This window comes from uncultured Chloroflexus sp. (assembly GCF_937129525.1).
Classification (GTDB): Bacteria; Chloroflexota; Chloroflexia; order Chloroflexales; family Chloroflexaceae; genus Chloroflexus.
This window is the reverse complement of record NZ_CAKZNK010000041.1, coordinates 16,440-28,414: the sequence shown is the minus strand read 5'-3', so window position 1 is coordinate 28,414 and position 11,975 is coordinate 16,440. Positions and strand designations below refer to the sequence as shown.

At 56.9% G+C, this 11,975-nt stretch carries 8 protein-coding genes; 4 read left to right on the top strand and 4 right to left on the bottom strand.

All coding sequences use genetic code 11. From position 1 onward, the window contains the following. The 4 genes from Q0650_RS03980 to Q0650_RS03965 all read left to right on the top strand — a co-directional run. A partial coding sequence (locus Q0650_RS03980; RefSeq protein ID WP_298816151.1) for a hypothetical protein occupies positions 1-635 on the top strand: 635 nt, incomplete at its 5' end. Between the two features lie 117 nt (positions 636-752). Further along, positions 753-1,295 carry an ECF subfamily RNA polymerase sigma factor, BldN family gene (locus Q0650_RS03975; protein WP_298816149.1) on the top strand — a complete coding sequence of 181 codons (543 nt, stop codon included), beginning with the start codon at positions 753-755 and terminating at the stop codon, positions 1,293-1,295. Beyond that, a complete protein-coding gene (locus Q0650_RS03970) occupies positions 1,292-2,251 on the top strand; it encodes a hypothetical protein (RefSeq protein ID WP_298816147.1) in 960 nt (319 codons plus the stop codon). The genes Q0650_RS03975 and Q0650_RS03970 overlap by 4 nt, the downstream gene beginning before the upstream one ends. Before the next feature lie 229 nt (positions 2,252-2,480). Continuing rightward, positions 2,481-4,562 (top strand): 3'-5' exonuclease, encoded by a 2,082-nt coding sequence (locus Q0650_RS03965; protein ID WP_298816145.1) that lies wholly within the window; start codon positions 2,481-2,483, stop codon positions 4,560-4,562. A gap of 132 nt (positions 4,563-4,694) precedes the next feature. Here the strand turns inward: Q0650_RS03965 and Q0650_RS03960 are convergent, their stop codons facing one another. The 4 genes from Q0650_RS03960 to Q0650_RS03945 all read right to left on the bottom strand — a co-directional run bounded on the left by Q0650_RS03960 (position 4,695) and on the right by Q0650_RS03945 (position 11,545). Further along, positions 4,695-5,036 (bottom strand): hypothetical protein, encoded by a 342-nt coding sequence (locus tag Q0650_RS03960; protein ID WP_298816143.1) that lies wholly within the window; start codon positions 5,034-5,036, stop codon positions 4,695-4,697. 7 nt (positions 5,037-5,043) lie between these two features. Continuing rightward, on the bottom strand, positions 5,044-7,896 hold the full coding sequence (locus Q0650_RS03955) for a VWA domain-containing protein (RefSeq protein ID WP_298816141.1): 2,853 nt from the start codon (positions 7,894-7,896) through the stop codon (positions 5,044-5,046). Positions 7,897-8,110: 214 nt separating this feature from the next. Next, a complete protein-coding gene (locus Q0650_RS03950; RefSeq protein WP_298816140.1) occupies positions 8,111-8,719 on the bottom strand; it encodes a DJ-1/PfpI family protein in 609 nt (202 codons plus the stop codon). A 90-nt stretch (positions 8,720-8,809) separates the two neighbouring features. Next, on the bottom strand, positions 8,810-11,545 hold the full coding sequence (locus Q0650_RS03945) for a PAS domain-containing protein (RefSeq protein WP_298816138.1): 2,736 nt from the start codon (positions 11,543-11,545) through the stop codon (positions 8,810-8,812). Positions 11,546-11,975: the final 430 nt, after the last annotated feature.

Genomic DNA, 11,975 nt, shown 5'->3' with positions numbered 1-11,975 from the left:
TTCCAGGCATCATCTCTCCTGACAACGATGAACGAGCCAATCGTTACCGCGATGACACCCAACCTGATGACCGGAATGATGCCCGTGACGACCGTGACGATGCCCGGCCCGATGACCGGAATAATGCCCGTGACGACCGTGACGATACCCAACCTGATGACCGGAATAATGCCCGTGACGACCGTGACGATGCCCGGCCTGATGACCGGAATAATGCCCGTGACAACCGTGACGATACCCGGCCTGATGACCGGAATGATGCCCGTGACAACCGTGACGATACCCGGCCTGATGACCGGAATGATGCCCGTGACAACCGTGACGATACCCAACCTGATGACCGGAATGATGCCCGTGACAACCGTGACGATACCCAACCTGATGACCGGAATGATGCCCGTGACGACCGTGACGATACCCGGCCCGATGACCGAGACCGCGCGCCGACTGCCACTCCGCAACCGACTGCCACTCCGCAACCGACTGCCACTCCGCAACCGACTGCCACTCCGCAACCGACCGTTAAACCTCCCGGGCGTCCTTCTGATGACAATCGTGGGCAAGATGATGATGACAATGATGATGACGATGATGACGATCATGACGATGATGATGACGACGATGATGATGACTGATTTACGCAAGCAACGACGAGTGTCAACAGGATCAACATAGTCGAATAACACAACTCAGGGGCGCAGAAGCGGCAAAGCGAGCGCCCCTGTCAGAGTAATACAGGTACAGGAGTTATTGTGCTCGACGATGCAGAACTGCTCAGCCGGGCCTGCGCACTGGAAACTGATGCCCTGGCGGCCATTCACGACGCTTACTACCAGCCTCTTTACCGATACATCTCATTCCGAGTAAGCGACCATCATACATGTGAGGATCTGGTGAGCGAGGTATTTTCTCGCTTCCTAAAGGCGATCGCTCAGCGCACAGCGCCGCGCAGTAATCTGCGCGGATGGCTCTTCAAAGTAGCGGCCAATGTAGTGAGTGATCACTACCGACGCGCCTATCGCGCGCCGAGTGCCCGACTCGATGAACGTATGGTCAGTCAAGAACCAGAACCTGCTGAAGTGGCAGAACAAATTGCTGTAAATGAAGAACTACGTCGGGCAATTAGCCATCTCACCGACGAACAACAACAAGTTCTGGCCCTGCGCTTCGGTCAAAACCTGCCTGTTCAAGAGGTTGCCCGCATTCTCGGTAAAACTGAAGGAGCGGTCAAACAACTGCAACTCCGCGCGATTGCGGCATTAGCACGGCACTTAACGCCGGGGATGGTGGAATGATGGACAAATCTCTTGAAACGATCCTCAATGAGTGCATCGATGCGCTGGCAGCAGGCGAGTCGGTTGATCAGATCCTCTCCCGGTATCCTGATGAAGCTGCAACCTTGCGCCCACTTGTATTAACTGCCGCGTCACTGTTCAAGCTTGCTACTGAATCGACAACAAGCACTCGCCTTGCCTCACGACGTTCCTTCCTGCAACAGGCAGCTACAATCCGTCAAACCCGGTTCTCCTTGCAACGACAGGTTGCCCTTTTCGCAGCCAGCATATTGCTGTTGCTGGTATTCGTAAGCAGTGGTCTGGTCTGGGCAGCCAGTTCTTCACTACCCGGCGATCTTCTTTACGGCGTGAAACGGTCAGTTGAACGAGTGCAGCTCATTCTCAGTGGCAACGATGAACAACTCGCAGCAACCTTCACCGAGCGTCGTCGCAGCGAGGTAACCAGTCTCATTGAACGCAATCGTGAAGCGATTGTTGAGTTTCAAGGTTCACTTGATCAAATAGCGCCTGACCGCTTGATAGTCGCCGGTATTCCGGTGATCATAGATCGGACAACCGAAATCAAGGGCCGGTTATCGATTGATGCCGAAGTTGTGGTTACTGGACGGACAACAAATAAGGTAGTGCAGGCAACAACTATCATCGTAGTAGCAAACGATGATGCAGAAAACGGTACCAATATTCAACCACATCGTGAGATCACTGCAACACCGACTTCTGCCGCATTACCGACTGCAACCCAAACTCCTGCTCTACCACCTGCGACAGTATCACCGCAACCAACCATCACACCGTCACCCACCGCCACGCCCGCGCCGCCACCACCCACCGCCACGCCCGCGCCGCCACCACCCACCGCCACGCCTGCGCCGCCACCACCACCGCCGCAGGACGACGACCGTGGGGACGATGACGACGATGACGATGACGATGACGACGATGATAACGATGATTAGCGCCGCGTCATACCTGCTGTAAATCGATAAAACCGCGCCTGATCAGCTCAGACAGTGCGCGGTTTTATTATGTTAAATTATTCTTACAAGAATCAAAAACCAGGAAATCAGAAACAATGTTATCATGCCGCTACTATGACACACTCTCAACAACAAGCAATACTCTCGTAACCAACACTTGCCGGCCACTAATCGAAACTGTCTTGCTAACACTGCGGGAAGCAGATCGATGACGAAATATCAGATTGTTACACCGCCAACGTTCTTCAACGAACTGCTCGACCTGCCGCAGAGGATCCAGAAAGCTATCTCGCAAAAAGTGAAAGTACTGGAACGCGATCCGATTTCGGCTCAGGGCGATGCGAAAAAGCTGAGAAACCGCACTCCGCCGCTTTATCGGGTTAGAATCGGCGATTATCGCCTGATTTACACCGTTGGAACGGGATGGGTCAAACTGATCACTATTCGCAAACGTGACGATCAGACGTACCAGCACGAGTTTGGCGACATCGATCTACCCGTGGAATTGCCAGCAGCAGAGTCATCGTTCAAACAGCAAGCCGATTCGCAATCGACCAATCCGCCCAACGCGCAAACATTTAGCTCCCCGGTGCCTCCTGCTTCCAGCCTGCTCCCTCGTCAATTCACCGACGACGAACTGCAACGCTGGCATATTCCAGAACAATACTGGCCGGCACTGCGAGAAGTTAAAACCGAAGACGAATTACTGGCTGCGGCGGTGCCATCCCCTATCATCGAACGAATCATCGACATTCTCTACCCGCGCCAGATTGAAGAGATTTTGCAACAACCACAGTTTCTGCTCAACGAAGCGGAAGATCTCGACCGGTTTGCAGCCGGTGAATTGACCGATTTTCTACTCGTGCTGGATCCTGCTCAACAACGGCTGGTTGAAACCCCACTTGATCGTCCGGCCCTGGTTCGCGGTGGGCCAGGCACCGGGAAATCGATTGTCGCTCTTTACCGCGTCAAGCGCCTGGTAGACGAAGGATGGTCGCCGATCCTTTTCACGACTTACACAAATACGCTGATCTCCTATTCCACGCAACTGCTCGAGCGCCTGCTGGAAGGTGAGCTGGCTGATAAAGGGGTTGAAGTCAATACGGTTGATAGTCTCATTTTTCGCCAGTATGCGCGCGCCTGTGGCACACCCAAATTCGCGTCTGAGCGTGATTTGCTCGATGCGCTAGGCGCAGCTTTGGCGACTGCGCCGATGCCCGGCGCAACTGGCGCCGAACAGCAGCGCCGACGCGCAACTCTCCTGACACTTGGGCAGGAATATCTGCTGGATGAGTTTATGAACGTGATCGAACATTGGGGGCTGAGCGACCTGAATGCATACCTGGCCCACGCCCGCAGTGGTCGCAACATCTCTTTGCGCGCTGCCAGCCGCGCCGCGGTGTGGGCAGTGTACGAAACCTGGCAGACCATCTTGCGCCAGAATGGATTGACAACGTGGGGGCAGGTGCGGCAGAAGGCGCTGGCATTGGCCCAACAACAACCCAATCGTCCCTATCGTGCCATTGTCATCGACGAGGCTCAGGATCTGTCGCCGGTGGCATTGCGCTTCCTGCTAGCTTGCGTTGATTCGCCGCATGCGATCTACTTAACAGCCGACGCCAACCAATCGCTCTACCAGCGCGGGTTTTCCTGGCGGCAGATCAGCAACCTTTTGCGCCTCCAGGGACGCAGTTTTGTGTTGCGGCGAAACTATCGGAATACGGCCCAGATTGCCGCCGCGTGTGCCGCCTGGTCTGGCAATGCCGACAAGCATCTGCCGACCGAGACGACCCTAAGCGGAGATCTGCCGACAGTACACTTTTGCCGCAATAGCGAGGAAGAAGCGATTACCATTCGCGACTTCTTTACCGTCGCGGCGCGACGTTGGCGGTTACCGGCGCACGCCGGCGCTGTACTCTGCCACAGCAAACAAGTCGCGCAACAGATTTGTGAGCAACTGCAACGGATCGGTATGGCGGCTGAGGTGATGGAAAAGCGACAAGTTGACCTGCGCAAACCGGTGGTGAAGGTGATGACGATTCACTCGGCCAAGGGGCTTGAGTTTCCGTTTGTGGCCGTGCTGCGGTTAGAGCAAGACCACTTTCCACACAGTTATCACCACTTACCGGTGACAGAACAAGCCGAAATGATTGCGCAAGAGCGTCGCCTGTTTTATGTTGGCTGCTCACGGGCGATGCGTGCATTGCTCGTGTGCGTTGCTGCTGAACGACCGTCGTCGTTTGCGCAGGAATTGACGGCAAACCTTTGGCAGCGCATTGAATCGTCGTAAGGTTTCTTGGTAGCGACCGATCGTTCCCTTCTTCTACCCGGATCAAAGGGTCAGGAGTGAGTCTCTTCTTTCCTCCGGCTGCCGGTATTGCATCGAGCAGGGCACGCCAATCCAACAATATCGGCTTGCCGGCTAACCGCCGCGCAGCTCGAGACGCACAAGCGCGCCAATTGCGGCGGTCAGACCGACTCCCAGGCCAATCCAGGCGCTTACCTCAGCAATCATCATCTGTTGCGCTTCGGCAGCCATGCGCAACGCGCGCAGGTCAGTATTGGCCAAACCGATGACCCCTTCTTGTAACGCTTGTCGCGTTGCTTCAAGCAATGCCTGCTGATTGACTAACCACCAGGCCGATCCTATTGCGCGCGCAGTCAGGAAAGCGATGACACCGGCCAGGATACCGATGATTAATGCGGCAGCCAGGCGACCAACCCACTGTCGGGTTTCATCAGGCACGACGTTATTCACTCTCATGCCGACATCATTCACGCTCTTCACCCGTAATCCGCTTGCGCGCCCGTTCCTTTGCAGCGCGCAACCGCGCAATCGCTTCATCCGGCTCAGCGGGGGTACCTGATGAAGAAGGAGGTGACGCTAGCGGTGACGACGGCGATACTGGAGGCAACGGCGTTTGCTCACCCGTCATGTGGCGACGCGCCTGATCGCGCGCGGCGCGCAACCGGCTCAATACCGGATCGGGGACTGTTGGGGTAGCGCTTGCCGGACGCAAGCGACCGGCCAGCGTCCCGACCATACCCCAATCGCTCCTCCGCACCATCAACCGCCGCAAGGCAATGTCAACAGGGAGCAAGATCAGAGCGAGCAAAAGCAGTGGCAATCCGATTTCCTGCGCCGAGAAGACCCAATTGAGGCGATCAAAGACTTCAGCAGGATCGTTGACAAATCGGCCACCGGTTGTGCTCGCCAGCTCAGCCAGTAAGCCAGGATTTGCCTGCGCGCTGCGATACTCGGATGAATAGGGTACCACCATGCCGGCAGTCTCTTGCACCACCACCCGATCGCCACGCGCGCCGGCAATCTGCACCAGGTAAGTGCCGGGATTAGGGCTTTCCAGGCGAGCCTGATACTGATTGGGCGCAACCTGCGTGAGGCGCACTTCCCGCCGCGAACCATCACCACCGATGAGCGTAGCCGTCACCGTCAGATCGTCCTGACCGGCAGTAGTCAGTAACCGAATGACCGTCTCGCTACCGGCCACCGACACTTCAGCGCGCACATCCTGCCCACCGCGAGGGGTAAGATCACCGATCAACTGAGCCGCAAAGCGCGGAAAACCATCCCAGGCAATCCAATCGCGCGCCCACTTACCTTTCGTATCACTCAGCCAGGCTGCGCTACGCCCGAGACCGTACTGCCATGTAGCCAGAAGCGGTTGCTGATCTTCAGTTGCCAGCAGTAGTTGGGCAGTATCTTTCAGCGTGCTACCGTTGTAGCCGTAGAGCGGTGGCACCGCGCCAATTCCGGCCAGAATCGGGCTATTGCCATAGCGCACCGGCATGAAAGCGCCTTCAACGATATAGTTCCCAATCGTTGTAATCGTCTCCTGGACGAAAATCTGCGGCACATCAGCCATATCAGCCGCCGGATAGTAACGACCGCCACCTTCGCCAGCAAGCTGTTGTAAATAGTTTGCCGAACCGCTACCAGCAGCGACTACGGTCAGTGTAATACCCTGTTCCCGCAAGCGAGCGGCAATATCAAACTGATCGCCTCCGCTGCCCCAACCATCGGTCAGCAAAATCATATGCTTGATGCGCGCATCGACCTGCTGCAACATCTCTTCTGCGCGTAGCAAACCAGCCCGGATATTGGTTGGGCCACGCGGCTCTACCCCAGACACTGCTTCCATCACCTGTTCGACAGTAGCGCCACGAGTGGCGGGAAACGTGGGAAACGCTGCGCCGTCGAACGTTACCACACCCACCGTGTCTTGATCGCTTAACAACGCCGTCGCCTGGGCAATTGCATCTTTGGCAATGTCAATCTTGCGTTCGGAAGACGATGTGATCGGCGCATTGCGATCAGGGTCAGCGCAGTGACAGGCATCCATCGAACCCGACTTATCAATCACAAAAACAATGGCCAGGTCGGGACGAATTTCGCGATTACGCACATCCATGTACACTGGCAGCGCCTCTTCGACGGCAGTGCGGCCATAGCCGCCAACCCCAAAGCTCTCTTCGCCACCAACCATCAGCAACCCACGCCCCAGATCGCGCACGTAGCCAGGAATCGCCTGCATCAACCCCACCGGCAACGAGCGCGCCGGCGTATTGACCAGCGCCAGGGCATCATACGCGCTGAGATCGGCCAGCGATCGCGGCGCCGCTTCGGGAGAGATGACTTCAGCAATCATACCGGCTGCCGTCAAAGCAGTGGCCAGTGGCCGGGCATCGGCTGGCGCGCGCGCGATGAGCAGCACCCGCGGCGGCCCTTGCACCCGAATCAGCGCTGCTGCCTCATTGTTTTGCACCCTGCCATCGCGAGCTGCCTCAACCTGCACTCGATAGCGTTGAAAACCATTTCCCGCTATCGGCACCAAAAACTCAACCCGCGTTGCGCCGGGTGACAGCTCAAGCGCCCGCTCAGCTACGACACCGGTATCATCGATCAAGCGCACCAAAGCTGGCTGAGCAACATTACTTTCCACGGTGGCAACAATCAACGCCTCCTGGCCGTCACGCACGCTGTTCGGCGCTTCGACGCTGGCAACCAGCGCTTCAGCATCAGCATTGACCAGCGTCAAATCAACAATATCAATTGGAATACCCCGGCTGGCAGCCAAACGAGCGGCGTCAATTGCGCGGCCACTATTTTCACCGCCATCAGAGAGTAACACCAGCCGCTTTTGCGCATCGGCGGGGAAGAGGGCCATCCCAAGCTGAATAGCCGATTCGATATTGGTGCGGTTGGCAATCGGGATCGAAGCAATCCGACCGAGGCGCCGGTCGCTATCAGGAGCGCGTTCGACCAGCGCATTTTCGCCAAAAACGATGATCGCCGCCTGATCGTCAGCCGGCATCGCTTCTAACGCGGCGCGAATAAAGGCCTCGGCCTGAGCGCGGGTTGAAGCCGGCATCGAGTCGCTGCCATCGAGCAAAAAGACGGTGGTTAGCCGATCAACTGGACGCACAAACTGCACGCCAGCAAAGGCGAAGACCAGCGCTGTGGCGATCAAAACCCGCACTATCAAGCTGCTCCAGAACCGAACAGGAGATAGTCGTCGCGGCGCTGCGAGCGCTAACATCACGATGCCAACCGGCACGATGAGTAGCCAAAGCGCTTCAGGATAGATAAAGGAGATATACGGCATAGGCAGTAATGCGCCAGCGTTTGATTAAATCAAGTAGTACTGGCATTGTACCGGGAATAACCGGCGCTGACAAGACAAAATAGCACTTCTTTTTCTGAGACGATACTGACACCGCCTGAGTTCCCACGTTCCCGACCGGCGATTGCCACTCACGCAAGGAATGCAAACGGCGCACCCGAAGCGGATGCGCCGCGCCAGCGACTGGAAACAGCGTTTATGCGCCCACTGCCTCAGCGGCTTGCGGCTCTAGCTCGATCTTCGCGCCCAATACCTTGAGGAACTGAGCCAGCCAGGCTGGATGAGCCGGCCAGGCCGGAGCTGTGACCAGGTTGCCGTCGGTAATCGCCTGATCGACCGGAATGGCGTGATATTCGGCGCCAATGAGTGGCAGATCGGGACCCACTGCCGCGTATGCCGTGCAACGGCGGCCATTGAGTACGCCAGCCGCTGCCAACACCTGCAGGCCGTGACAAATTGCGGCAACCGGCTTGTTGGCAGTGAAGAAATGGCGCGTGATTTCGAGTACGCGCGGATTGAGCCGGATGTATTCTGGCGCTCTCCCTCCCGGCACTACCAGCGCATCATACTCGCTCTCGTTTACCTCATCGAAGGTTTTGTTCAGGGTAAAATTGTGGCCGCGTTTTTCACTATAGGTTTGATCGCCCTCAAAATCATGCACCGCCGTGCGCACGAATTCACCGGCCTTCTTGCCCGGACAGACAGCGTGAACCTCATAGCCTAACGCAGCCAGGGCCTGGAACGGCACCATCACTTCGTAATCTTCCACGTAGTCGCCGACCAGAAAGAGGATCTTCTTCGCCATTGCTCTCTCCTCTCTACTTTGAATTACGACGACCCTGTCGCTAGGTTGCTGGCTGGGATGAATCTAAGGTAGCACAGCGCTGCTTGCCTGTCAACCGATTTCGAGCAATCTGATCGTTTCAGACACAGCGTATTGCAGGTTGTTTAACAGCGACTCAAGCGGCATCTGCGCCGCGGCAGCCTGTTCAAGGGACTGTGCCGCTGCCGCCACGCGCACCGCTCCAACCTGGCGCGCGCCACCCTTCAGGCGATGCGCAATATGGCGAACCTGAGCGGGATCGTGGTTGCGAATGGCTTCCGACAGTTGATCGAGTTGCTGCTGAAATTCGCGTCGAATCAGCTCGCGTGTTTTCATGGCGACATCGGTCTGACCGGCTCCCAATGCTGACAGCAATTCGCCAAACACATTCCAATCGATCACCTGATCATCGACCGTTGCGCCGGCGAGAGGGGGCGCGGCTGGCGATCTGACAGGTTTCTGCAACGCTTCGCGCAAATCCTGGAGTCGCACCGGTTTGTTGAGAAAATCATCCATCCCGGCATTCAGGCACCGCTCGCGCATTCCGGCCATGGCATAGGCCGTGAGCGCAATGATTCGCGGTTGCCGAATCTGATCGCCAAGGGCGCGGATGCGGCGCGTGGCCTCTTCGCCATCCATTTCCGGCATCTGAATATCCATCAACACCACATCGAATGGTTGTCGCTGCACGGCCTGTACGGCCTCAAGACCGTTGGGAACGACCGTAACCTGACACTTCAACACGCGCAACAATTGGAACGCCACTTGCTGGTTGATCTCGTTATCTTCGGCCACCAGCACCCGAAGTTCGCGCGCGGGCGGCAATGACGCGACCGGTTCGACCACGGCTTCTGGCGCCGGATGAGCGGTTGTAACAATCTGAACCGGCAATTTCAGCGTAAACGTCGATCCTTCTCCAACCCGACTCTCCACGCTCAGCGAGCCACCCATCATCTGTGCCAGTTGCAAACTGACTGCCAGTCCCAGACCGGCGCCGCCGCGACGCGCCTGATCGCGCTCGAGTTGGGTCATTGGTTGAAAGATGCGGGGCAGTTGCGCAGCGGGAATGCCAATGCCGGTATCGCGCACCGTAATCTGTAATTCGCTGCGCTCATCAGCCGCAGCCGAAATTGCGACCTTGATCACTACGCTCCCACGATCGGTAAATTTCACCGCATTGCTCGCCAGATTGATCACAATCTGGCGCAACCGCGCGCCATCGGTCAGTACTTGCTTCGGCAAGTCTGGCTCGATGATCACATCGAGCGACAGACCCTTGTGCATGGCATCCCGACGGAAGAGAGCGACCACTGCATCAATCAGAGCGCGCACATCGACCGGTTCGATGGTTATTTCCAACCGGTTAGCTTCCATTTGCGAGAGATCGAGCACGTTATTGACAATGGCCAACAACGACTCACCCCCCGCGCGAATCATCTCGGCCAGCATACGCTGGGCGTCTGGCAGGTGGTCGGTCAAAAGCAACTCGGCGCTGGCGATAACTGCGTTCAACGGTGTGCGCAGCTCGTGGCTGATCGCAGACAGAAAGGCCGAGCGCGCGCGTTCTGCCTGTTCAGCCGCTTCTTTGGCCCGCAACAGATCGGCAGCAATCCGGCGTTCGGCGGTAATGTTGCGCCCTATTATCAGGCCACCGCTCACCTGACCAGGAGTAATCTCAACCGGCAAAATGGTCGTATCAAACACTTCGCCATCAAACACATAGTCGATCTGACGGGGAACGCCATTCAACGCCTCGCGACAGAGCGGTAATATCTTTGCGCGATGCGGCTCAGGCAGAACATCAGACAGGTATTGCCCCTCCAGCGCAGCCGCATCGACGTTAAAACGGGCCAATTCGGCGCCGGCCACCAGAGTCAGCCGCAGATCGGCATCAAACATCAGCACAATGCTACCCGGCAACAAATTAGCCAGCATGCGGTAACGCTGCTCGCTTGCGCGCAGCGCCAGTTCACTCTCTTTGTTGCGGGTAATGTCCTGAAAGGTGCCGCGTATCTTGACGATATGACCGTCTTCCCATACCGGTTGACCGAGTGAACGAACCCAGCGCAAGTTACCGCGCGCCGTGCGAAACGGCAGTTCAAGATCCCATGGCTCGCCAGACTCCACACAGCGCCGAAACGCGCGATCAATAATGTGATGCACCTCAGCCGGATAAAACCACAACGCCACTTCTGGCGGCGGTGGTTCCCCCACCGGCAGCTCGTGGATCACAAACATCTCCTCCGACCAGACCATCTGGCGCGTGGCCAGATCCAATTCCCATCCACCAACACCGGCCATTCGGCCAACCGCGCGCAACAACTGTTCGCGCTCGGCCAGCGCTTGTTCAACCGCCATCTGAGCCGTGATGTCGGTTTGCAAGCCGACAAAGGCAACCACCTGACCGGTATCGTCATGCACCGGATTGATTGCCAGTTGGTTCCAAAACGGTTGGCCATCTTTGCGGTAATTGAGCAGACGCGCCTGGATCGGTCGTTCGGCGGCAATTGCTTCCCGCAAGCGGGCAACGGTCGCGCGATCGGTTTGCGGCCCCTGTAGAAAACGGCAATTGCGGCCAAGGGCTTCAGCAGGGGTATACCCGGTGATGTCACTGAATGCTCGATTGACGAAGATGATCGGCTGATCGAACCGGGCATCGGTAACAACCATCCCGCTCGTCATCTCGTTTACGGCGGCAAGCAGAAACCGGTTCTGCTCACGCAAGCGCGTAACTTCTGCCTGGAGAGCTTCAATCTGCTGAAGCAGAGAACTCGCTGAAAGACATTCTTCAGAAGAGAGGTTGTTCACCGAACCCCTCCTGGCGTGCTGGATGACCTGCGCCCCCGGCACAGGCGAGCAATGGAGGTTGACAGGCTCCCCCTGCGCAAATCATGGCTGATGACCCAAAGACAGAGAAAGAAATCAGAGAAAATACTGACTATAATAATACTACCATTAATGCTGATCTGGCAAGAATGAAAACATCATCGTGTTCGCGCAAAAGATACAGGGCAGGAATAAGCGGCACCCACAGTCAACCGTCATTGAGCGGCGCGCAAAAGGATTCATCGGCGCTACAGCGGGAACTTGCCGGTTAACGTGAACAGCGACGACATGAAACGGAAAAGACGCTACATTACCCACAGCGTAGGGGTGGAGGCAACTATGAACCAAAGCCTTTTCTCTTGAAAAAAGCACCGCGCTGTTAACGCTCTGTGCCTGGCATCACCGACCTGCG

Coding starts and splice junctions, on each gene's coding strand:
- Q0650_RS03970 (WP_298816147.1), top strand. CDS start 1,292: ATGATGGACAAATCTCTTGAAACGATCCTCAATGAGTGCATCGATGCG.
- Q0650_RS03950 (WP_298816140.1), bottom strand. CDS start 8,719: ATGGCGAAGAAGATCCTCTTTCTGGTCGGCGACTACGTGGAAGATTAC.
- Q0650_RS03960 (WP_298816143.1), bottom strand. CDS start 5,036: ATGAGAGTGAATAACGTCGTGCCTGATGAAACCCGACAGTGGGTTGGT.
- Q0650_RS03965 (WP_298816145.1), top strand. CDS start 2,481: ATGACGAAATATCAGATTGTTACACCGCCAACGTTCTTCAACGAACTG.
- Q0650_RS03955 (WP_298816141.1), bottom strand. CDS start 7,896: ATGCCGTATATCTCCTTTATCTATCCTGAAGCGCTTTGGCTACTCATC.